Origin of the sequence: Westiellopsis prolifica IICB1, from assembly GCF_004323185.1 — a bacterium.
Classification (GTDB): Bacteria; Cyanobacteriota; Cyanobacteriia; order Cyanobacteriales; family Nostocaceae; genus Pelatocladus; species Pelatocladus prolificus_A.
Map to the genome: position 1 here is coordinate 1,930,501 of NZ_NAPS01000002.1, position 23,133 is coordinate 1,953,633.

Sequence of the window (23,133 nt, forward strand, 5' to 3'; positions counted from 1 at the left end):
AGTGGGTTGCTTGTGTGTAGCATTACATAATATCCACTTTGACGCTTAAGCGTTCACCGGATGCTTAACAGCTCCAGGGTAGTCTTAAATTGAGCGATGCCTTGATTGGTCATCGATGTTGAGTTCCAGAGATTTTATGGACCAAAGTCCACAAGACGGTAGTACTATCCTCCTCTAAGCTGGCGAGTTTGTCTCCCGGCGCGGGGGAGGCAATTGGGAGGTTAAATAAATGCTTGTACAGGACGTTCGCAATTCTGTCATTGACGTTGCTGACTTGAATCAGCTCAAATGGGATTTAAACCGTTTACAACCGGTTGATGTCGGAGAGTACATCACCCAGTTACCCAGAAAACAAAGGGCGATCGCATTTCGTCTACTTAATAAACATCAAGCTACAGACGTTTTTGAATATCTACCTCCAGACGTGCAAGAAGAATTAATCAATTCTCTGCATGATGTGCAGGTTGTGCAAATTGTCGAAAATATGAGTCCCGATGATCGGGCAGAATTATTTGATGAGTTACCTGCAAAGGTTGTTAAACGCTTATTACAGGAACTTAGTCCAGAGCAAAGACAAGTAACAGCAACAATTCTCGGTTATCCTGAAGGCACTGCCGGCAGGGTAATGACCACAGAATATGTACGCTTGCGGGAAGGACTGACTGTAGGCGAAGCTTTGAGCAAAATTCGTCGCCAAGACGAAGACAAAGAAACGATTTACTACGCCTATGTGACAGATGACAACCGCAAGTTGGTAAGTGTTGTCTCTCTGCGACAATTGTTGTTTACTTTTCCTGATGTTTTGATTGGGAGTATCGCAAGCGATCGCGTTGTCAATGTCAAAACAGAAACGCCCCAAGAAGAAGTCGCCCGCATCATGCAACGATACGACTTGATCGCTTTACCTGTGGTTGACCGGGAAGAACGACTAGTTGGTATTATCACCATTGATGACGTAATTGATATTCTTGAAGAAGAAGCTACAGAAGATATTCAAAAATTAGCAGGGGTGAGTGGTGGTGACGAAGCTACTTTGTCTTCTCCATTGATCACGCTCAAAAAACGTTTACCCTGGCTATTTGGAGTGATGCTGTTGTACATCGGAGCATCCAGTGCGATCGCCCCATTTCAATCTACTATTTCGATGGTGCCAGTATTGGCTGTAATTATGCCCCTATTCTCCAATACAGGTGGTACTGTTGGCATTCAAGCTTTAACAGTGACAATTCGCGGACTTGGAGTCGGAGAAGTCACACCCAAGGATACTTTGAAACTTCTGCGTAAAGAACTGACAGCAGGTTTGGGTACAGCTATAGCTTTAGGTTTGACGATGATTTGTCTTTCCTTAATTTGGGCGCCTCCTCAAGAACGTTGGGTATCATTGATTGCTGGAACGGTAATGGCGATAAATACCCTTGTCGCCGTCACTTTAGGGACTTTGTTACCAATGGTTCTAAAGCGCCTCAAACTCGACCCAGCACTAGTTAGTGGACCATTAGTGACAACCATGCTGGATGCGATCGGGTTTGTCATTTTCTTAACTTTAATTTCTAGTGCTTTGCATATATTCCACTTGAAACCCTAACTTTTACTATTTTTTAGCTCAAGGGGGATCGGGGATCAGGGATCGGAGATAGGGAGAAATTTCCCCCTTGTCCCCCTTGTCCCCCTTGTCTCCCTTGTCTCCCTTTCCCCTTTCCCCAATCCCTCTACAACGCCTCTGGTGGTGAAATATCTGGTCCGACGGTCACACCAGCATCGCTAGACTTGATTCCCGGTATAATTTTGGATTCATTATGCTTGAGTGAGCCTGAAACAGAAGAAGAGGTAGGAGCGGGAGTAACTGTATTTTGATTCACAAATCTGCTAGTTTCTCCTTGTTGGGAAATGTACGATAATCCGCTTACAGCACCAGCAACAAGAGCAGTGTAGCCCACATATAAATGCATAGGACGAATTTCAAAGTTTAGTTGTTTAGAAGTTTTTTTCGACTCACTCCAGGAGGGTAAAACAGATTTTGTTGTTTCTGGTGCTGGTAAGGAAGCGACTAAAGCTGTTCCATTGAGTCCTAAAACATTTGCCATTGTACGGATAAAACCGCGCACAAACACATCTTCTGGTAATAACTCCCAGTTCCCATTTTCTATCGCTTCCATTTGATGAGGTGAGATGTAAGTGTAAACGCAGAGCTGATCAAGACAAAGACCTCTAGACTCACGAGCTTGGCGGAGTTGTTCCCCTATTTGACGCAGACTTTCTGTACGTTGTTGATCTGTGGTTTGCGTTGTGACTTCTGTTTGGGAAACTGTTTTATTTTTGAGCCATTCTAAAGGTGTTTTTACTACCGTAATATTTTCGTTGTTAGCTATATTTGCTACTAACTGCTGTTGAGATGTTATGTTTTCTATTTTAGTATTTTCTTTGTTTTCAAAAGTATGAAATTTTACGTCTGTTAAACACTCTGATAAATTATTGTAATTATCTTGTTGCGTCTTTTCCGTGAAATCAGCAGTCTCTGCTTGTGGTTGATTACCTGTAAATTTTTCCAGAGGTTTTTCAACTTGTTGATACTTTTGAACTAATTGTTGAAATGCTAAATCAATCACTTCTCTAGCCACGGCTTTGATCAATAATTTACCTTGGTCAGCAGAGTCACCAAGTAGTTTTTGTATTGTAGCTAAAGCACGACGGTAAACCAGAGAATTATGCAGTTCTGCTTCTATTTCTCCTAACAGCGATCGCAATTCATCTTGAGAAATTTCAATAGTGGGATTCTCTAATATTTGTGAAAAGCACACAGGTGTAGTAACCATTACTATAAGTCTCTGTAGTAATCAAAGCAAAAAAAGTTATACCTGTGTCATTTCTTCTAAAATTATTTTCTCATATCCGGATTGTTAAGTATAAATTTATCACCATTCTCAAAAGCAATAACAAATAAATTTGTTAGTACTTTCAACAGTATGTTTTTGGTTTTTTATACAATAGTCTTTACTTAATTTACTATTAAAAATCATACTTTCAATGAAAAGATGATTTAATTTTTATTTGTTTGATTAAGCTGGTTGGATAACCAAAGCACTGCTTGTAAATACTCAGCAGCAGCTACTTCTGCGATGTTATTATGTCCACCATCGGAAACTAAAAGTAATCTTTTCGGTTCAGGAGCAGCAGCATATAATTCTTCACTCATGAAAGCAGGGATAGTGATATCACTGATCCCATGAATGAATAAAATAGGCATTTTTAACTGAGGTACTTTTTGAATTGATTCAAATCGCTGTGTCAATATTAAGCCGACAGGAAACATCCGAAAAATGTTCCGGTAAGCTACCACTTGGCGAATTGAGGTAAAAGAGCTTTCTACAATCAATCCAGCGGCTTCTGGCTGTTTAATAGCTAGATCAATAGCGATCGCACCTCCCAGAGAATGACCATAGATAAAAATTTGACTGGGTGCAATTTTGCGTTGATGTACTAAATAATTCCAAGCGATCGCAGCATCTTCACATACTCGCCTTTCATTAGGAAAACGACCTCGACTGTTACCATAACCTCGATAGTCAATTAATAATACCGAAAACCCTAGTTGATAAAATCTACTGGCATTAGCAATATTGGCGCCAATATTTATACCATTACCATGTAAATAAAGTACAACTTTCCCATTCGATTGATTTGGTCTGAGCCACCAGCTGTGAATATATTCCACCTGATGCGATTGAATTTGTATAGGTATCCAAACTTCTTCATAATGTAAATTTAAAAACCTTGGTGTTGTTTCAACTTTAGAAGACGGGAAAAAGATAAACCGTGTTTGTTGGAAAAAAAGAAGTATACATACAGCACAGTAGATGAGTCCTGTAAGGGTTCCAAGCCAAAATAATATATTGGTGAACAATTGTATTTTATGTTGCAACTTAATCTGTTAAATGCCAGTATTTATGTATACAATATAATCGCAAAAGCTTGTAAATTTCGTCTTTGCCAAGTAACATTGTTTATCAAAAAAATTATGATTTAAAAGTTTAATAAATAAAGAATAGTAGATTATTCAGTAGATTTTGGGAGATGACAGTGACGTCCTTTAATGAGGCTCAACAAGAGCAGCTCAAGGAAATCGGAGCATATTTACGACAGATACGCGAAGAGAAATCCGTGCGTATAGAACAAATAACTGCTCAAACCCTGATCAGACAAGCATTTTTAGAAGCATTGGAAGAAGGTCGATATGAAGACTTACCAGAGCCAATTTTTGTACAAGGGTTTATCCGACGCTACGGTGACGCATTAGGACTTGATGGTGTAGCATTAGCCAAAAATTTTGCAATTAACTTCTTCCTGCTCGATTCTGGTAATGATGGTAAGAAGGCACAGAAAAGCTCAAGTATACATATCCCTCTTGCTGTTCCTTACGTAGTATTATTAACACTTGCTTCTTTTATATTGTTTTTTCGTCTTAATCCCAAAACTCCAGCCGATTCTGTTGCTCAGAATCAAAAATCCCAAGCTTCTCCACAAACAACACTATCTACAACTGTAGCTGCATCACCAACATTGTCCCCATTTACTACCCCAGCAACAGCAACTCCATCACCAGCAGCATCCTTAGCTGCGTCACCAACACTATCCCCATTTACCACACCAACAACTACAACTCCCCTACCAGAAACATCTCCTTCCACCCCACCAGCATCTCCAGTTGAAGTAACACTAGAACTGCAAGGAGAATCATGGATACGAGTCAAAGCAGATGGTAAAACTATGTTTGAAGGGACTTTAAATAAGGGAGACAGAAAAACTTGGACAGCAAACAAGCAATTGACTGTACGTTCTGGAAATGCAGGTGCTGTATTGGTTTCTGCTAACAACAGTGAACAAAAACCCCTTGGAGGTTTAGGAAAGGCTAAGACAGTAACTTTTACTCCTGAAATTGTTAATAATCAAGAGTCCAGGGTTAATAGTCCAGAGTCAATAGTCAATAGTCAATAGTCAATAGTATTCAATTTTGGATTTTGGATTACTCTTTGAGAAGCCGCTATCGCGTCTATGGATTTTGGATTTTAGAATTGACTCCAATAGTGAAATCTGACTAAATCCATACCATCAAAGAAATATTGGTCAACAGTTTTTGACTATTGACCATTGACCATTGACAATTGACCAATAACTATACTTGCGGTACTTGTAAATGCCACTGAGTAGATTGTTCATAAGCGTAAGCCACTTGAAACAGTTGGTCTTCTCGTAAAGGCTTACCAATTAACTGTAAACCAATCGGTAGTCCACTGTCATCAAAACCACAGGGTACACTTATACCTGGTAAACCTGCTAGATTTACGGGAATAGTCATCAAGTCAACTAAGTACATACTTAGAGGGTCAGCAGTTTTTTCTCCTGCTTTAAATGCTGTGCTGGGAGCTGTGGGACAGGCTAAAACATCAACATGTTCAAAAGCTTTTTCAAAGTCTTCCTTAATTAGGGTGCGTACCTTTTGTGCTTTTAAATAATAGGCATCATAATACCCTGCTGAAAGAGCGTAGGTTCCCAACATAATCCGACGTTTGACTTCTGTACCGAAACCGCTTGCACGAGTACGGGTGTACATCTCAATCAAGTTTTCCGCTTCATCAGCACGATAACCGTATTTGACGCCATCGTAACGAGCTAAGTTTGCTGAAGCTTCCGAAGGAGCAATGATATAGTAGCTAGGCAAACCATAACGGAAGCGGGGACAGGAAACAATATGAATTTCTGCACCCAGATTTTGCAGTTGAGCAAGTGCTATATTAATAGCCTCTTCAACTTGTGAATCTAGACCTTCACCAAAGGTTTCTTTGATCACGCCAATTTTGAGTTGTCCTCTTGGCTTGAGGTCTGGCTGTAAACTTGCGGTATAGTCGGGAATCGAAACTTTTAAGCTAGTAGAATCTTTAGGATCGTGACCTGCGATCGCTTGTAATAATGTTGCAGCATCTTCCACAGAACGAGCAAAGGGGCCAATTTGATCCAAAGATGAAGCAAACGCCACTAAACCATAACGTGAAACTAATCCGTAGGTTGGTTTCATCCCCACCACACCACAGAAAGAAGCAGGTTGACGAATCGAACCCCCAGTATCAGAACCCAGAGATACAGTACATTCTCCTGCTGCTACCGCGGCCGCCGAACCACCAGATGAACCACCCGGAACTCTCGATAAATCCCAAGGGTTAGCAGTCAAACCATAAGCTGAAGTTTCTGTGGAACCACCCATAGCAAACTCATCTAAATTGGTTTTTCCCACCATCACAGCACCAGCTGCTGCCAACTTTTGTGTTACCGTTGCCTCATAGGGCGGCACAAAGTTTTCTAAAATTCGGGAAGCACAAGTAGTAGTGATTCCCTTTGTACATATATTGTCTTTAATACCAATGGGAACACCTGCCAATAACCCAATTTCCTCGCCTGCGGCGATTTTAGCATCTACCGCCCGCGCTTGTTCCAATGCTCGTTCGGCAGTTACGCACAAAAAACTGTGTAATTTTGGCTCTAGTGTTTGAATGCGGTCTAAAGCTTCCTGAGTAATTTCTACGGCACAACGTTCTTTTTTAACTAGCTGTTTGTGCAACTCGCGGATGGATGCCATGATTGCTTCCTTAGTGACTCAAATCATTGATTTTAGTACAGTTTGACAATTTATGATCAGGGATCGGGGATCGGGGACAAGGGAAGGGGGACAAGGGAGACAAGGGAGATAAGGGAGTGTGGGGAGAATTATTTAACAAGTCTCTTCCCAATGCCCCATGCCCAATGCCCCATGCTCTGACAAATGACCAATGACAAAGGACAAAATTGTGAAAATTGTAACACGCAGATTATTAGGTATACAGAATGTATATGACATTGGAGTAGAGCAAAACCATAATTTTGTGATCAAAAATGGTTTGGTGGCTTCCAATTGTTTCAATAAATCCCACTCTACAGCTTATGGTTATGTAACTTATCAAACTGCGTATTTAAAGGCTAATTATCCTTTAGAGTATATGGCAGCACTGTTAACGGCTAACAGTGACGATACAGATAAGGTGCAAAAATATATTGCTACCTGTACAAATATGGGTATTCAGATCGACCCACCTGATATAAATCGTTCTGGGATCGATTTTACCCCTTTGGATGGGAAAGTTTTGTTTGGATTGTCAGCAGTGCGAAATGTCGGACAAAATGCGATCGCTGCTATTTTGGAAGCGAGAGAATCTAAAGGCGAGTTTAAGTCTTTATCTGATTTTTGCGATCGCGTTGATTTGGGTACTGTAAACCGTCGCACTTTAGAATCACTAATTTATTGTGGAGCTTTTGACAAAATTGACTCCAATCGTAATCAATTACTTCATGATTTGCCTCTAGTTTACGATTGGGCCCAATCCCGTGCCAAAGATAGAGTCACGGGTCAAGGTAATCTCTTTGATTTATTAGGCGGTGGATTTGCTAGCAATACTAATAAAAATAATATCCAAAATAGTTTTGATAGCGCTCCCAAAGCTAAACCTGTTCCTGATTTACCTCCCCAAGAAAAGTTACGCAAAGAAAAAGAGTTATTAGGTTTTTACGTATCAGATCATCCGCTGAAATCCGTACGCAATTCCGCACGAGTCCTCGCACCAATTAATCTTTCTCAATTAAGTGAACAAAAAGAGGAATCTATTTTATGTGCAGTAGTAATGCTCAATAATGTCAAAAAAGTTATCACCAAAAAAGGTGACCCCATGGCAATATTACAAATAGAAGATTTAACTTCCCAATCCGAAGCAATTGCCTTTCCTAAAACCTACGAACGTATTAATTCACTTCTGCAAGTTGATTCTAGATTAATAGTTTGGGGTAAAGTAGACCGACGAGATGACCAAACTCAATTTATTGTTGAGGATGCAGAAGCAGTAGAAACAGTAAAAATGGTGATGGTAGAATTGAATGCTCAACAGGCAGCTACCTTTGAAGAACACCGTCGCTTACTAACAATTCTGCAAGAACAGTCTGGGGATAAAGAAAAAGCCAAAGTTCCAGTAATTGGAATTGTTCAAGCTGAAAATTCTCGTCATCTCGTCCGTTTCGGACGTCAATTTTGGGTACAGGATTCTCGAAATGCTGTTTTGGCTTTACAAAATGCTCGATTCTCTGCTCATGCACAATTACTTACTAATACATAGTTACAGCAGGGAACTCTTAACAGGAAACTCTTAACTATTAACAGAGTTGAAAGTTTCTTGGTATATGGCTTTGTTTTTAAAATTTGTACTTAATTTACCTGAAATCTGCTGGATTTTGGTAAAAAATTATCTAAATTGATTTTTTCAAGTAATACCAATTCTTCGTGAAGCTGCACAGAATTTTACCCCATCCCTTAATCCTCTCCCCGAAATCGGGGAGGGGAAATTCGAGCGTAAGCGGCTTCAAGGTAGAGTAATCCAAAATCCAAAATTGAATGACTTCTTTCTCAAGAGTGAATATGTAACACTAGAGAAGAAAAGCGCACACAAGAGGTATAAAGAAGGTGTTTAGAACACTTTTGGTGATTGCCATTGGTTTCTTACCATCGCTACTTTCCCTGTGGTTAATGCGTAAAACCCAGGCGAGAATGCGATCGCACCTTAGACGCGTAGCGAGAGGTTTTCCCAGAGAACCAATATCAATAGACACTAGACCAGATGCAAGCGATCGCTACTACCTAGAAGGGGTAGGTTATCTTATTGGTGACGTCAGCTGTCGGTATAATGCTCGTTCTGGCTATTTACGCTGTGCCGTCAATCCTAGTGGACCCTGTGAAGGTTGCCGTTACTATGAAGCTAAAGAATTTATGAACTAGGTCGGCACAAATTAAAGCTAACTAGCCAAGGTCATCATTTGTCGTTTGTCATTGGTAAAGTCTTACCAATTCCAATGTGTGTGTGCTGTCCAGTGGCGATCGCTTCATTGATAAACCTCCACTGCTTGCAAACCCACCTCAGCAAATAATTCTTTCATCTCATCTATAGTTAAAGCAGGGTGCAGAGAATCACAAAATAATTTTTTTGATGTTCGTCGTATTCGATATCAATATGCATATTTAGTTGGTTGTTTGTCCCTTCCCTTGTCTCCCCTCTCCCCCTTGTCTCCCTTGCCTCCCTTGTCTGTGTTGTCCGTGATCTCCAATCCCCATTTTCTGGACAGAGTACCCGCAGGATTGTCAATAAAAGATATATTTAGCGTCAAGATAAGTAAAGTGTTCGTCTAATTTTGGAACCAAATAGTTAACTTCTATGACCCCTCAAAAAAGTAATACACAAGACGCTTCTGCGTCGTCAGGAGTATGGCGCAGTGTGCGGGAGAATTTGGGTTTGATTGCCATAGCCTTAGTTTTAGCATTTTTGATCAGAACGTTTATTGCTGAACCTCGCTACATTCCCTCAGATTCAATGGTACCGACTCTACATACAGGCGATCGCTTGGTGGTAGAAAAAATTTCTTACTCTTTTCACCCTCCACACTTAGGCGACATTATTGTTTTTCAGCCTCCCGAAAAACTACAACAAAGAGGATACCCAAAAGACCAAGCTTTCATTAAGCGTGTAATCGGTGAACCCGGTCAAACAGTTGCAATTACTGGTGGCAAGGTTTACATCAATGGAAAACCCTTACAAGAAGATTATATTGCCGAACCACCAATCCAGCCATTTACACAAGTGCGAGTCCCAGAAAATGAATTTTTCGTCATGGGAGATAATCGCAATGATAGTAATGACTCCCGTTACTGGGGTTTTTTGCCCAGAAAAAATATTATTGGTCGGGCAGTTTTTCGTTTTTGGCCCTTTGACCGCATTGGGTTGGTTTAATAGACGGGGAACGGGGATCACGGATCGGGGAAAGGGGAAAGGGGATCAGGGATCGGGGATCGGGATTGGGCATGAATCAGTTAACTATTAACTGTTTAATTTGATAACTGATAACTGATAACTGATAACTGATAACTGATAACTGATAACTGATTATTCTCCCTTTTCTCCTTTGTCCTCCTTGTCCCCCTTTCCTTGTCTCTCCACACTCCCTAATCCCCGTTCCCCGATCCCCGATCCCCATTCCCCGTTCCCCGATCCTATTTAGAACCTGAGATAATACATCAGCTGTGTAAGGATATCACTGGATAGATTTAAGCGTTGTTGGAAATCTACCAGGTTACGATAAGGCCCAGCTGATTGACGATTTTCAATCACTGCTTGAGCGATAGATAGTTCTATAAATGGTATTTTGACTAAACTTTCAACTGTTGCTGTATTGGCATTAATTTTATAAGTAATATTATTTACAGAATCGTCATCATAATAACTAAAATCTAATATAGTCTCTAAAGACTTGAGTCGCTGTACCGATATACTCAAAGCAGCAGCGATATCTTCAATACAGTAAAATTTGATACCATTTTGAGAGAGTTCTACAAGCGATCGCGCCTGATGAATAGATAAACCAGGTAGGCGCAACCAATCATCCACAGTTGCTTGATTGGCGTCTATGCGTATACCTAAAGATACTGCGATCGCGATTTCTTCTGTTGACTGTAATCTATAGTAAGGATCATTCAGTAATTTAGAACGCAGTTTTTGCAATCTGGGGTTGAGTGGAAATGGCAGCCTATTTGAGTTCATTTCACTTTTTAGGTTATTGGTTAACGCTAACAACCAACAATTAACAAGCATCAAGTAACTAATCAAGAAATTTGATCAAGCAAATGACGGCGTTTTTGTTCAAATTCATATTCGGAAATCAATCCATCTTGACGTAAAGCATCTAACTCACGCAAAGCATCTGCGATCGCTCCGACTTGATTGACTTGTGAGCGTACAGAACGAGCTACTGACTTACCTTCATTAAAATTCTGATCAAAAGCTTCTTCGTCTTGAGCTAAATACCATACTCCTTCAATCGCACTTGCTACCTTGGGAATTGGTGTCCAGGACAGCAGCACATACAATAGACCCCACAACGGCTGTCCTAAATAAAATTTATGTAAACCAGAAATTGTCAACGTACCAGCAAACGCTAAAATTGCCGCAATACTCCGGCTTTTTCGCTTAGTCAACATCTTTGATTCTCCTCATCCGACTAACCACCACCATACTGTTTTTATTGTATTGAAGTGAACTACCTACACTGTACTCTTGGAGTACAGTGTAGGCTTCCTGTCCAACAGAAAGCGCAGTAGTAGATTTCTTGCGTCCTCTATTACTGCGACTTACATCTGGACGACAGGCTTTATCCCCCGTTCCAGAGGAGCCAGTGCGGTGGACGGGTTCCCCGGCATAAAGCACCTGGCGTGTCAAAATCCGTAGTCCCTCATCTCTGAGGTTAATAGCTGCGTTCACATCCCGATCATGCTTTGTATGGCAGTTTTCGCAAGTCCAGAATCTTACATCTAGCGATAAACTACCAACTTGATTCAAGCACACGTGACAGGTTTTTGAACTAGGGAAAAATCTATCAACTTCTTGGTAAACTTTTCCTCCCATTTCTGCCTTGTATTTTAACATGGTGCAAAACATTCCCCATCCTACCTGATGAATGGATTTAGCCAAACAATGATTTTGCATCATGCCCTTAATGTTGAGATTTTCCACCACAATAACTTGGTTTTCGTTAACTATCCTACGAGATAGTTTGTGTAGAAAATCTTCACGGCAATTAGTAATTTTTCTATGAACACTAGCAACTTTGTTTCTAGATTTAATGCGGTTATTAGAACCTTTTTTCTTCCTAGATAATTGCTGTTGCTTGAGTTTTAAATTTTTCTCGTGTTTGTTGAGTATTCTAGGATTATCAAACTTTGCTCCATCACTGGTAACGGCAAAGTGAGTTAGACCCAAGTCAATACCTATTGCTTTGCCATCTGTATTTGATTCTCGATTGTCTTTACCATCATCAAATAGAATAGCCGCAAAGTATTGATTAGAACAGTTTTTAGATATAGTCACAGTCTTAACTTTCCCCTCAATAGGTCTGTGAATTATTGCTGTTACATCTCCTATTTTTGGGAGGCTTACGCAATTATCATCGACTTTGACGTTTTGAGGATATTGTATTGACTGCTTACCATGTTTATATTTGAATCTAGGGTATTTAGCTCGTTTCTCGAAAAAGTTATTAAAAGCTACGCCAAGATTCAAGCAAACCTGTTGCAAGCATTGTGAATAGGTCGATGTTAACCATTCATGCTCTTTTTTTAACTGAGGAATTATCTTTTTTACTGCGTATCCAGACAACCCCTTGCCTGTCTCCTTGTATGTTTGGTTCATCAAATTCAGGCAATAATTCCAAAGCCAACGACAACAACCAAAAGCTGATCGTAGCTCCTGCTGTTGTTGGGCATCTGGATATAATCTGACTTTGACAACTTTTAACATATTAGACTGAAATCAATTTGCGATAAAACGCCATAACACAAGACTTGTACCCTGCGGGAAGCAAGCTACGTTTCCGACCTGTCCTTTCCCCTATTTCCCCTGCGGGTAATTTGGTCAAAGGACTGTCGTCAACTCACCCGCCATTCATCCCACGCTCCCCTCCGGGTGAGTCGTGGGGCTTCTGTCGGTTTTAGCTAAACGATAGGGGATCGGGGGTAATGCCCCATGCCCAATGCCCAATGCCCAATGCCCAATGCCCCATGCCCCATGCCCAATGCCCCATGCTCAATGACAAATGACAAATGACAAATGACCAACCACTAACCACTAACTAAATCGTCAAGTGTTGATATCTCGGTAAAAACTGTAATTTAACCGAAGCTTATTTTCTAGCTTAGTTTCTCAGACTAAAGACTAAAATAAACCTAGAGGCAAAATTTTAGGACAAAGAGAGGTACTGATCATCAGTACTTATTAAGATATAGAAGCAACATGGGATTCTTTGACTCCGAGATAGTTCAGCAAGAAGCAAAGCAGCTGTTTGAAGATTATCAAGCCCTGATCAAACTTGGCAACAATTACGGCAAGTTTGACCGCGAGGGTAAAAAGCTGTTTATTGAGCAAATGGAAGCAATGATGGAACGTTATCGCGTCTTTATGAAGCGATTCGAGCTATCAGAAGATTTTATGGCGCAAATGACTATCCAGCAGTTGAAAACTCAGCTCAGTCAGTTTGGCGTCACACCACAACAAATGTTCGATCAAATGAACATCACCTTAGAACGGATGAAAGCGGAACTAGAAAAACAGAAATAGAGATGAGGGATTACAGGCTAGAAAATTTAAAATGAAAAATTTTTAATTTCTAAATTTTTAATAAATTTATCCCTAATCTCCAGTTTCTCGTTTCTAACTCCCTACTTTTTAGGACGAGGGAACTTAGAAGGTGGCTTAAAGTACTCTACAGGTGTGTCTTTAAGTGCCTTGAGCATAAAGTCACGCCAAACGGGAGCTACCATCGTGCCTCCTGTAGCACCAGTAGCCAATTGCCTATTGTCGTCTCTACCCACCCAAACAGCAGTTGTCAGCTGGGGTACAGTTCCGACAAACCAAATATCTTTTTCTGAAGAAGTAGTTCCTGTCTTACCAGCTGCAGGACGGCCAATCGCTGCATTTTTCCCAGTACCATCAGTGATTACTGCTTGCATCACATTAACTACTGCTGCTGCGGCCCAGGGTTCTAGAACTAGCTGAGGCTTGGGAGTATTATCTAGTAATACATTACCGCTACTGTCAGTAACACGAACAATCACCGTTGTTGGTGATTGCCAGCCATAATTGGCAAAAGTTGCATAAGCACCAGCCATCTCGATAGGTGTCACCCCAATCGCACCAAGTGGTAAAGAAGTCACTGGTTCCATGGGACTCATAATTCCTAAGGTACGGGATGTTTCAACAACTTTGTTCATACCTATAGCTTTGCCAACCTTGATAACTGGGACGTTACGAGACAACTTCAAAGCAGTACGAATAGACATTGCCCCACTATAACCGCCATCGTAGTTGCGTGGACTATACCAACCACTACCATCTCGGTAACTCACAGGAGTATCATAAACAACTGTATCAGGTGTAAATTTACCAGTAGCAAAAGCGGCATAATAAACAAAAGGTTTAAAAGAAGAGCCTGGTTGCCTATAAGCTTGGGTTGCACGGTTAAATTCACTAGTTTTGGAATCTACACCACCCACCAATGCTTTCACGTAATGAGTGCGAGGGTCGATCGCCACCAAAGCAATTTGATTTTTATTTAGTCCTTGACTGCTTAGTCTTCTATGCCATTTACTGACAGTTTCTTCTGCCATTTCTTGAAACTTGGCATCTACTGTGGTTTGTACGCGCATTCCGCCTTTTAGCAAGGCTTCACGACCAAACTTCCTTGCTAGTTCCTGAGATACAGCGTTAGTAACATAAGGTAACGCACTACCTTGAAATGACCTAATTCTGCCTAATTTAATTTTTTCTTTTAAAGCGTCGTCATATTCTTTTTGGGTGATCCAGCCCAAAGTCAGCATTCGCCCCAAGACTTCCTTTTGCTGATATTTAGCTTTTTGCATACTGACAAACGGGCTATATTCCTCTGGCGCTTGGATCAAACCCGCCATCATTGCCGACTCACCTAAGGTTAAATACTCTGCCGATTTATTAAAATAGCTACGTGCTGCTGTTTGTACACCGTAGTTATTGTGACCCCAATATACTTGATTGAGGTACATTTCCAAAACTTGATCTTTTTTAAGTATTTGTTCGAGACGAATTGCTAATACTGCCTCGGCAATTTTACGGGTAAATTGACGTCTCTGGGACAAAAACAGATTTTTCACCAGCTGCATAGTGATGGTAGAACCACCCTCGCGCACCCCACCAGCTACCCAGTTGGTAACTACAGCACGCCCTACACCTTTAGGATTAATGCCGTGGTGAAAGTAAAAATCAGCGTCTTCGCTTGCTAGTACTGCACGTTTTAAGTGCGGCGAAATTTTATCTAGAGGTACAACTTCTCGGTTGGCTTCACCATGGATACTTGTTAATAACTTACCCTTGATGTCATAAATATAGGTAGTTTCTGAAGGAAAAAAACTACGTAGCTGTCTTACATCAGGCAAGTTGCGGAAACTAATGGCTAAACCAACTAATCCTCCGGCGACAATCGAACTCGCTAGCATGGTAATTGATAACAGAGTACCGCCAGCTACCTGACCTACTCCTTTCAAAAACTCAACGCCAGATGAAGGGCTACCTTGGGATTGCTTATCTTCAAAAGTCCTAGACGACACGGCGTTCTCACTTCCTCACTTGTAAATATAACTATATTTTCTTTGGCGCAGCAAGACGGTTAATTTTTTGCAATTATATTAGTCTGTCAGATATAAACAACGGAAGCATTGCTAGTGACTATAACTTACTCAACTTCCATATTGCAAAGTATAGATAACAGTCAAGATTCTAATAGTATGGTGCAGAACTTTTCTTGGTTACGTCGTGGCATTGTCGAAATTTTTCCCCAACCAGCTGATTCGGATATTGAATCTGAAAGTTTAGAAAAGCGCTTGGCCACAACCGACCGACCTTTACGAATAAAATTGGGCATTGACCCAACAGGCGCCGATATTCATCTCGGTCATAGCATACCAGTAAGGAAACTGCGAGCTTTTCAAGATGCTGGTCATACAGCAGTGTTGATTATTGGTGATTTCACGGCACGGATTGGCGATCCTACAGGTAAGTCAGATGTACGTCGCCAACTTACACAACAAGAGGTCGAGGCAAACGCTCAAACCTATCTTGAACAAGTACAACCCATACTAGATTTTGACACACCTGGAAGATTAGAGGTGCGATATAACTCGCAATGGCTTTCCAAGCTTGATTTAGGAAAAATTTTAGAATTACTCTCAACCATGACTGTAGGACAAATGCTCGCAAAAGAAGGATTTGCTGAACGTTATAAAAAAGAGAATCCGATTTTTCTACATGAGTTCCTCTATCCGTTGATGCAGGGTTTTGATTCTGTGGCTATCGAGGCTGATGTGGAATTGGGTGGTACTGACCAGAAATTTAACATAGCGGTAGGAAGAGATTTGCAACGTCATTTTGGACAAAAACCCCAATTTGGTTTGCTATTACCGCTTTTGATTGGCACAGATGGTGAGCAAAAAATGTCTAAGTCCTTGGGTAATTACGTAAGTTTACGAGAACATCCGAGCCAAAAATATCAAAAATTGCAAGGTATTCCAGACCACCTGCTAAAAGATTATTTTGAATTATTGACGGATTTACCTCTAGACACATTACCAGAAAACCCACGCGATCGCCAAAAACTCCTCGCGCAAGAAATAGTCCGGCAGTATCATGGACAAGACGCTGTCAATAACATTGAAGCAGGAGAACTACCGGAATTTTCTCTATCAAAAGTAGAATTTCCGGCAAAATTATCCTACATTCTCAATATTACTGGCTTATGCAAAAGTGCTGGAGAAGGAAAGCGGAAAATTCAAGAAGGTGGTGTGCGACTAGATGGCGATCGCATTAGCGATGTAGATACTTCTTTTGAAACCGCTAGTCAATTGTACGGACAAGTTTTGCAACTAGGAAAAAATAAATTTGTCCGACTTGTTGAATGAAGGAGATTGGGGATCGGGGATCGGGGATCGGGAAGAGACTTATTAAATAATTCTCCCTTGTCCCCCTTCCCTTGTCCCCAATCCCCGATCCCCAGTAATGAACAAGCGAATTATTGTGCCTTTAGATGTGGCAAATATTGCAGATGCGATCGCCTTGATTGAACAATTGCCACAAGTCAGTTTTTGGAAAGTTGGTTTGGAATTGTTTACCAGTACAGGACCGCAAATTCTGCAAGAATTAAAATCTCGGCAAAAACGGATTTTCCTAGATTTGAAGTTTCATGATATTCCGAACACCGTTGCTGGTGCTTGTCAGGCTGCTGCACGTTACGGTGTTGATTTACTGACAATTCACGCTACAGCTGGTAAAGATGCCCTCAAGGCAGCAACAGAGGCAGTACAAACAGGGGCAATACAAGCAGGAGTGGAACCACCAAAACTTATTGCCATTACACTTTTAACTAGTATTTCTTCCCGACAATTGGCGTTTGATTTAAAAATTCCCTTAGAATTGCCAGAGTATGCACTGGAAATGGCATTGATGGCGCAAGAAATTGGTTTAGATGGGGCTGTTTGTTCGCCTCAAGAGGTGGCACAACTGCGAAATAGTTGTGGAAATGAGTTTTTGTTAGTTTGTCCAGGGGTGCGTCCAACTTGGGCAGAAAAAGGAGATCAAAAGCGATCGCTCACCCCAAGTCAAGCACTACAAGCAGGAGCAAATTACCTTGTGATTGGACGTCCCATTACTGCTGCTGTTGAACCTGAGCTAGCCTGGAAAAAAATTTGCGATGAGTTAGCAAGTGTGGCATGAATTCCAAAGCTCAAAAAGATAGATATCAAATAGTTGAACCAGAATTAAAACATAAGGTAAAAGGGAAAAATGTCAAATCTTTAAACTTTCTCTTTTACCCTTTCCCCAAATTTTGCAAAAAGTCTAGTTACAAATTGTGGTTTGTAGCTTTTGGCTTTTGGTTACTTATTTCCAATTGCTTTACTTACCAAGCATTTGCCCAAAATCCTACCTCTTCGCCAACAAGCAAAGAAAAATCTTTTTGTTCACAGCAAAATATTGAATTATTGACTACGAAGCTTTTGTTGGATTTACCTAGTTATGCTAATCGTGTGATTCAACGCGCTCGCCGCACTAGTAGAAAAAATGATGTTTTTAGTTACGTTTTAATGGCAGGAAGACCGGAATTTGCACCACTACCTCTAAACACAAGTGGAGATATTCCTAAAGAATTAAAATATACTGCCAAAGATATTAATCAAGTATTTTTTACTACTTTAGAACGACGATATATTGGAAAAAAAATTGTGGAATTACAACAATTTCACTGGCTATTTTTAACAAAAGCTGAGAATGGTTGGTGGATGGTAATGATGTTTTCTAGGACTGGTTCTGATCCTAAACAAGAAATTCCCACACCACCACAAGATAGTAGTAATGGTGTTGTTGCTCAAGGGATTAAAACTTGGTTAAGAGATTGTCGCGCAGGAAACGCGCGTTTTTCAAATCCTCCAACAAGTCAACAAAAGCAAATTTTTGACGCGCAGCAGTAGCTGACTTTCAAAAAAGTAGAAAGTATAGAATCTATAAATATATAATTAAAGTAGCTGTTATTAACTGCATTTACTGATTACGCCTAAAAATTTGACTTTCTTACACCACTAATTTTTTATACTCTACACCCATTTTTAAGACAGTCAATCATCGGAAAAACCTACAACCAAACCTGAAAATATTATTCTTCCTACACCCGTAGACCTGATTAATCGCGTCTAATACACACCCACACCTATTTTCAAAACAAAGTGAGTGTTAATCTTATTTTCCAATTTTCGTCCCAAAAACTGTATAATAATCAACTTGAACTGAATAAAATTCGATACTTTAAGAAGGATAAGAGACTTATGGTACGTAGTAATGGCTTTTGGGCTGATTTTCGTAAGTTTCTAATGCAAGGTAATGTCATTGATTTAGCTGTAGCGGTCATTATCGGAGCTGCATTCGGCAAAATTGTTAATTCCCTTGTGGAAGATATTATTACACCTGTCATTTTAAATCCTGTACTCAAATCAGCAAAAGTAGATGACTTACAAAATTTATCAGTTAATGGCGTCAAATACGGTGTATTTCTCTCTGCAATCATCAATTTTTTAGTGATTGCTTTTTGTATTTTCCTGATTATTCGTGCTTTTGAAAAAGCAAAGAAAAGATTTGTTCGTAGTGGTGAAGCTGCTGAAGCAAGTGCAGTTGATCCAGCAGTTGTAGCCCAAGAAAGATTGACCGACGCAATCGAACGTTTAACAACTACGATTGAATCTCAAACAAACAGATAGTTAATAATCAAAAGAGTAGATGCGATCGCTCCTCAGAACTAGAAAATTGGTACTGGATGATCCGAAATCAAAGATAACTTGACTTGGTGAGTGATTTACTTTTGTACAGTACCAATTTCCTTTGAGTATATATTTGTGTAATCGATGTTCTAGCTTTTAGTTCCCATCATTTCATCGTATTTAGCACGCACTGCTTGAATATCTTGCCACATTAACCATTTTGGTTTGCCAACTTCACGGGATTGGTTACGCAGCAAGTAAGAAGGATGAAAAATCGGCATACATAAACGTCCTTCCCATTCCATCCAAGTTCCGCGAATTTGAGTAATTCCTCGTTTATCACCAATTATACCTTTGACAGCAGTGGCACCTGTCAAAAGTATGATTTTCGGGTCTACCAAGCGGATTTGTTCCAATAAGTAAGGTTTGCAAGCTTCGACTTCTTCATTAGTAGGAACACGGTTGTTGGGGGGGCGACATTTATTGATATTGGCTATATATACATCTTTTTCTGTATCTAGTTTGACAGATTGAAGAATTTTTTCTAAAAGCTGCCCAGCCCGACCAACAAATGGTAGCCCTGTTTCGTCTTCGTTTTGTCCAGGTGCTTCACCTATAACCATGATTGGCGCTTTGAGATTACCACGTCCGACAACAGCATGAATACGAGTGTTTCCTAATTCACAGCGGTGACATTGGTTGCAATGCTGTGCTAATTCGACCATATCGGTATAAATTCCCGTTGGAATGGGAATTTTGGCATCAGTGGGAATCAATTCTTTTTTGTCAAAATTAGATTCTTGTAAATTGGATTCCCCAAAAAGATTGAGTTGATGTTCGCTGCTCATGAAATTTTCAATATAAATCTAAGCGCAAGGTGTTTAAGCTGAGTTAAATATTTACCCAAAAACTTGCACGTTCAGCCCAGCAGCGCTGCGTCTTATGTCTGCTGATACTAATACTACGAAATTATACTTTCATTGCGCTCTTTCTGAACGTTCGTCCTACTCAAACTGTTCTAAGTTTAACAAAATGGGAAATTTTTTTACTTTAACGGAAATTCAGTCATGATCAAAATAATGGTAGCTTCATGTACTGGGGAAAACAATGTCAGATACCCCGCTTTTTACTGATCGTACCCAAGCTGGAGAGAGGCTAGCGGAAGTTGTTCAGGCAACTTTAATTAAACGAGCGTCTGAATCTGAAATCAAGCCTGTACCAATTGTCTATGCTTTACCACGAGGAGGATTAGAGGTAGCAGCACCAGTTGCGCGTGTTTTGGGTTGTCCATTAACGATATTAGTGGCGAAAAAGATTAGCCATCCAGAAAATCCAGAATTGGCGATTGGTGCGGTAACTGCCTGTGGTAGTGTAATGTGGTCGCAGCCAAGGAGATCGTACCAAAGACAAAATTTGCGATCGCATCAAACATCATTAGATACAGCAATTTCTCAAGCTAAATCTTTGGAAGCACAATTAAGTGTTGCTTGTCCACAGGTGAATCCAGAAGGCGCCACAGTGATTATTGTTGATGATGGGATTGCGACAGGAATGACAATAGCAGCTGCTGCTGTTGCAATCAGAAAACTTTCTCCCGCAGAAATTTGGTTATGTGCGCCAGTTGCACCTCTAAGATTATTACCCTGGTTACATCAATGGAGCGATCGCCTAATTATTTTAGCCACACCAGAACCATTTGCTAGTGTTAGCAATTTTTATCAACAATTTCCCCAAGTAGAAACCCCAGAAGCTCTATCATATCTTCAAAATCATTAAGGCTTAATGTTCCAACTGTAAGACTTAATGTTCTAACTGTAAGGCTTAATGTTCTAACTGTAAGGCTTAATGTTCTAACTGTAAGGCTTAATGTTCTAACTGTAAGGCTTAATGTTCTAACTGTAAGGCTTAACGTTCCAACTTCAAAGCGATATCTTCTCTTTTGTCTTCGCCACATGCTACAACGCTCTTAACGCGCAAGGGCGCAGTGGCTCCCCTTGTGTTGGTGAGTGCATTATAGCAAGCGTAGTATTTTAGCGATTTTTTTCATGGCTCGCTCACCTCGCAATTTTCAGCCTGGATTCTGCTATCACATNTAAGGCTTAATGTTCTAACTGTAAGGCTTAATGTTCTAACTGTAAGGCTTAATGTTCTAACTGTAAGGCTTAATGTTCCAACTGTAAGGCTTAACGTTCCAACTTCAAAGCGATTTCTTCTCTTTTGTCTTCGCCACATGCTACAACGCTCTTAACGCGCAAGGGCGCAGTGGCTCCCCTTGTCCTTCTTACCAATTTTTAATTTTTAATTGATTTGTCCCCCGTGTCCTCCTTCACACTTCCCGCACACCCAGGCGCACAGCTTGTACTAAATCATTAGGTGTACCAATATCTAAATAAGTTCCATCAATAAACGTTTCAGCTTGCACATGAAAACCCTGAGCAATAGCAGCTTGAATGATGTCTCCTATTGGTATTTCTGGTAGCTGTGACAAATTAGGATTAGCCTTGAGAGGAATAAGATACTCATGTAAAAACTGAGTAAAAGCGGGTGTCCAAACAGCAATACCCCACATGTAATGCAAATCCGACTGAGGAGGTTTTTCGATAATTAGCTGTACTCTACCCGTATCATCGAACTCAACCATACCAGCTTTCTCTGGTTGGTTGGTGGGGAACAGTCCTAAAACTACATCTGCTTTAGTTGCTTGTTGACGTGCCAACACCTTTACAAATGCATCTTGGGGTTGAAACAAAATATCAGCAAAACCTAATGCGATCACCGCATCCCGAACAAAAGGATAAGCTTGATCCAACGTAAACGGTACACCATAAGGCAAATCCATTATTAGATAGCCCAAATTCATAGAAAGCATCGCACCGTCCTTGAAATATTCTGGAATATCCCACTTTCCCGGACGTAGAATAAAATATGCTTGATTAATACCTGCTAGTTGCATTTTTTCCAGCAGATAGTGAGAAACTACCTTTGGTCGCCAGTTATGTTGCTCACCAAAATCTTGAAATCCGACAGGATATAATTCTTTGCTCAGTGGTAAAGGAGAAATCCGTTTTGCTTGTCCACCTGCTGGTAGAAGTCCTATAATCTGGCGATCGCTCATAAATCATTTTTTGGTTGTTGATAGTTAGCAGGACTTACGCAAGATGTGACCGAAAACCTTATTCTTGCGTAGCGGTAATTCATGAATTACCGCAAATGCGCGTTGTGTTTTGCGTAAGTCCTGGTTAATAGTAGTTAACTATGCCTAATCCAAAATCCAAAATCCAAAATTGTATAAAAAATACCCCCCTTCCCAAGCCATTCTGGCAACAGAAGAGGGTAACTTAATTTTAAGATGACATTTGCAACTACTTAACAGAAACTGCATCAACATCCACAGTGGCGCCGGAGGTTGAATCCTGAGTAGTATTAGCAGCTTGGGTGTCTACATTGGCGTCTACAGTACCTCGACGCGCTTTGAAGCCTTCAATGACCAGACCTGATACCTCAGTTACTAACAAAGTTAAAAGAAAAACATCATCAATTTCCCCCACAATCGGGAAAATATCTGGAATTATATCGAAGGGGCTGACAAAATATAGCAATGTTCCTAAAATCACCCACCAACGGTATTTAGGGTTGCGAATTAAGTTGCGATACCAATTATAAAGAGATTGTATTGAAAATTTCATGACCTTCACCTCTCATTACCCTTAATTTTGGCAAATCATTTTCCACACTTCTTGTGGGAATAACCGCCCTAAGATGGTTGGAAGATGCTACAAAAATGGGGATAGGGGATCGGGGATGGGGGATCGCTTAAGGTGGGGCCCCCTCTGGGGAACTCACCGGCCCCCACTCCCCCAAGGGAGTGCAGGGCTGTTTCATTCTAAAAAGGAAAATAGTAATAGGATATTATGGGCACAATGTCGTATTGCTCTGGTTAGGGAATCAAAACCATTGTGACGAAACAAGTTAATTACAAAACTGCGAAGAATGGAGAAATTTGCAGATGCATAACCATCAACCATTTGTGCCTTGTCTTCATCAAACACAACATCTTTGACCCAATGTCATCGATTTTCTACACCCCAATGACCACGAATGCCTTGGGCAAAATCTGAAGCTTCAAGGGTCATTGAACTTATGTAATATACGGTTTCCTCATAAGGCTTACCAGCACGAGTACCAAGACGTTCAAC

The 23,133-nt window shown here is 40.6% G+C and carries 21 protein-coding genes; 11 read left to right on the forward strand and 10 right to left on the reverse strand.

The genetic code is table 11. The annotated features are described in order from the left end of the window. Positions 1 to 229 precede the first annotated feature (229 nt). Positions 230 to 1,585, forward strand: a complete 1,356-nt coding sequence (gene mgtE / locus B4U84_RS22615) for a magnesium transporter (RefSeq protein ID WP_131120642.1) — start codon at positions 230 to 232, stop codon at positions 1,583 to 1,585. Between the two features lie 124 nt (positions 1,586 to 1,709). On the opposite strand, the gene B4U84_RS22620 is transcribed toward mgtE, so the two are convergent. Further along, on the reverse strand, positions 1,710 to 2,813 hold the full coding sequence (locus tag B4U84_RS22620) for a helix-turn-helix domain-containing protein (protein WP_017311415.1): 1,104 nt from the start codon (positions 2,811 to 2,813) through the stop codon (positions 1,710 to 1,712). Between the two features lie 224 nt (positions 2,814 to 3,037). Further along, positions 3,038 to 3,919: an alpha/beta hydrolase gene (locus B4U84_RS22625; protein ID WP_207390981.1), complete on the reverse strand. Its 882-nt coding sequence runs from the start codon at positions 3,917 to 3,919 to the stop codon at positions 3,038 to 3,040. A gap of 152 nt (positions 3,920 to 4,071) precedes the next feature. Here B4U84_RS22625 and B4U84_RS22630 point away from each other — a divergent pair, with 152 nt between their 5' ends. Then, complete coding sequence (locus B4U84_RS22630) at positions 4,072 to 4,992, forward strand: helix-turn-helix domain-containing protein (protein ID WP_017311417.1); 921 nt, start codon at positions 4,072 to 4,074, stop codon at positions 4,990 to 4,992. A 178-nt stretch (positions 4,993 to 5,170) separates the two neighbouring features. Here the strand turns inward: B4U84_RS22630 and gatA are convergent, their stop codons facing one another. Then, entirely contained in the window at positions 5,171 to 6,628 is a 1,458-nt protein-coding gene (gene gatA / locus B4U84_RS22635; RefSeq protein ID WP_131120644.1) for an Asp-tRNA(Asn)/Glu-tRNA(Gln) amidotransferase subunit GatA, read from the reverse strand. A 205-nt stretch (positions 6,629 to 6,833) separates the two neighbouring features. Between gatA and B4U84_RS22645 the strand changes: the two genes are divergently transcribed. The 3 genes from B4U84_RS22645 (at position 6,834) to lepB (ending at position 9,851) form a co-directional block, all read left to right on the forward strand. Further along, positions 6,834 to 8,189 (forward strand): helix-hairpin-helix domain-containing protein, encoded by a 1,356-nt coding sequence (locus B4U84_RS22645; protein WP_131121039.1) that lies wholly within the window; start codon positions 6,834 to 6,836, stop codon positions 8,187 to 8,189. Between the two features lie 344 nt (positions 8,190 to 8,533). Then, positions 8,534 to 8,845 carry a DUF6464 family protein gene (locus B4U84_RS22650; protein ID WP_131120645.1) on the forward strand — a complete coding sequence of 104 codons (312 nt, stop codon included), beginning with the start codon at positions 8,534 to 8,536 and terminating at the stop codon, positions 8,843 to 8,845. A 433-nt stretch (positions 8,846 to 9,278) separates the two neighbouring features. Beyond that, the gene (gene lepB / locus B4U84_RS22660; protein WP_017311423.1) at positions 9,279 to 9,851 is read left to right on the forward strand and encodes a signal peptidase I; all 573 of its coding nucleotides are present in this window, start codon (positions 9,279 to 9,281) and stop codon (positions 9,849 to 9,851) included. 264 nt (positions 9,852 to 10,115) lie between these two features. Here lepB and B4U84_RS22665 read toward each other — a convergent pair whose 3' ends face one another. From B4U84_RS22665 to B4U84_RS22675, 3 genes are all read right to left on the reverse strand, one after another. After that, complete coding sequence (locus tag B4U84_RS22665) at positions 10,116 to 10,658, reverse strand: ComEA family DNA-binding protein (RefSeq protein ID WP_131120646.1); 543 nt, start codon at positions 10,656 to 10,658, stop codon at positions 10,116 to 10,118. Positions 10,659 to 10,720: 62 nt separating this feature from the next. Next, positions 10,721 to 11,095, reverse strand: a complete 375-nt coding sequence (locus B4U84_RS22670) for an NINE protein (RefSeq protein WP_017311425.1) — start codon at positions 11,093 to 11,095, stop codon at positions 10,721 to 10,723. After that, complete coding sequence (locus B4U84_RS22675) at positions 11,085 to 12,410, reverse strand: RNA-guided endonuclease InsQ/TnpB family protein (RefSeq protein ID WP_242677685.1); 1,326 nt, start codon at positions 12,408 to 12,410, stop codon at positions 11,085 to 11,087. The genes B4U84_RS22670 and B4U84_RS22675 overlap by 11 nt, the downstream gene beginning before the upstream one ends. Positions 12,411 to 12,902: 492 nt before the next feature. On the opposite strand from B4U84_RS22675, the gene B4U84_RS22680 reads away from it, so the two are divergent. Further along, positions 12,903 to 13,226, forward strand: coding sequence for a DUF1825 family protein (locus tag B4U84_RS22680; RefSeq protein ID WP_017311427.1), 324 nt, complete (start codon positions 12,903 to 12,905; stop codon positions 13,224 to 13,226). A gap of 101 nt (positions 13,227 to 13,327) precedes the next feature. On the opposite strand, the gene B4U84_RS22685 is transcribed toward B4U84_RS22680, so the two are convergent. Next, the gene (locus B4U84_RS22685) at positions 13,328 to 15,247 is read right to left on the reverse strand and encodes a transglycosylase domain-containing protein (protein ID WP_017311428.1); all 1,920 of its coding nucleotides are present in this window, start codon (positions 15,245 to 15,247) and stop codon (positions 13,328 to 13,330) included. A gap of 177 nt (positions 15,248 to 15,424) precedes the next feature. On the opposite strand from B4U84_RS22685, the gene tyrS reads away from it, so the two are divergent. The 4 genes from tyrS (at position 15,425) to mscL (ending at position 18,937) form a co-directional block, all read left to right on the forward strand. Next, complete coding sequence (tyrS, locus tag B4U84_RS22690; protein WP_131121040.1) at positions 15,425 to 16,594, forward strand: tyrosine--tRNA ligase; 1,170 nt, start codon at positions 15,425 to 15,427, stop codon at positions 16,592 to 16,594. Between the two features lie 97 nt (positions 16,595 to 16,691). Continuing rightward, positions 16,692 to 17,405, forward strand: a complete 714-nt coding sequence (gene pyrF / locus B4U84_RS22695; protein ID WP_044450875.1) for an orotidine-5'-phosphate decarboxylase — start codon at positions 16,692 to 16,694, stop codon at positions 17,403 to 17,405. Continuing rightward, positions 17,402 to 18,157, forward strand: a complete 756-nt coding sequence (locus B4U84_RS22700) for a hypothetical protein (protein ID WP_131120647.1) — start codon at positions 17,402 to 17,404, stop codon at positions 18,155 to 18,157. The genes pyrF and B4U84_RS22700 overlap by 4 nt, the downstream gene beginning before the upstream one ends. A 351-nt stretch (positions 18,158 to 18,508) precedes the next feature. Continuing rightward, positions 18,509 to 18,937 carry a large conductance mechanosensitive channel protein MscL gene (gene mscL / locus B4U84_RS22705; RefSeq protein ID WP_044450877.1) on the forward strand — a complete coding sequence of 143 codons (429 nt, stop codon included), beginning with the start codon at positions 18,509 to 18,511 and terminating at the stop codon, positions 18,935 to 18,937. 149 nt (positions 18,938 to 19,086) lie between these two features. Here the strand turns inward: mscL and B4U84_RS22710 are convergent, their stop codons facing one another. After that, entirely contained in the window at positions 19,087 to 19,785 is a 699-nt protein-coding gene (locus B4U84_RS22710; protein WP_044450878.1) for a uracil-DNA glycosylase, read from the reverse strand. Positions 19,786 to 20,044: 259 nt separating this feature from the next. Here B4U84_RS22710 and B4U84_RS22715 point away from each other — a divergent pair, with 259 nt between their 5' ends. Beyond that, positions 20,045 to 20,713: a phosphoribosyltransferase gene (locus B4U84_RS22715; protein WP_044450879.1), complete on the forward strand. Its 669-nt coding sequence runs from the start codon at positions 20,045 to 20,047 to the stop codon at positions 20,711 to 20,713. A gap of 550 nt (positions 20,714 to 21,263) precedes the next feature. On the opposite strand, the gene B4U84_RS22720 is transcribed toward B4U84_RS22715, so the two are convergent. Together B4U84_RS22720 and B4U84_RS22725 are read right to left on the reverse strand one after the other, a co-directional pair. After that, positions 21,264 to 22,052 carry a sugar phosphate nucleotidyltransferase gene (locus B4U84_RS22720; RefSeq protein WP_131120648.1) on the reverse strand — a complete coding sequence of 263 codons (789 nt, stop codon included), beginning with the start codon at positions 22,050 to 22,052 and terminating at the stop codon, positions 21,264 to 21,266. Between the two features lie 247 nt (positions 22,053 to 22,299). Next, positions 22,300 to 22,623 (reverse strand): YkvA family protein, encoded by a 324-nt coding sequence (locus B4U84_RS22725; RefSeq protein WP_017311436.1) that lies wholly within the window; start codon positions 22,621 to 22,623, stop codon positions 22,300 to 22,302. Positions 22,624 to 23,133: the final 510 nt, after the last annotated feature.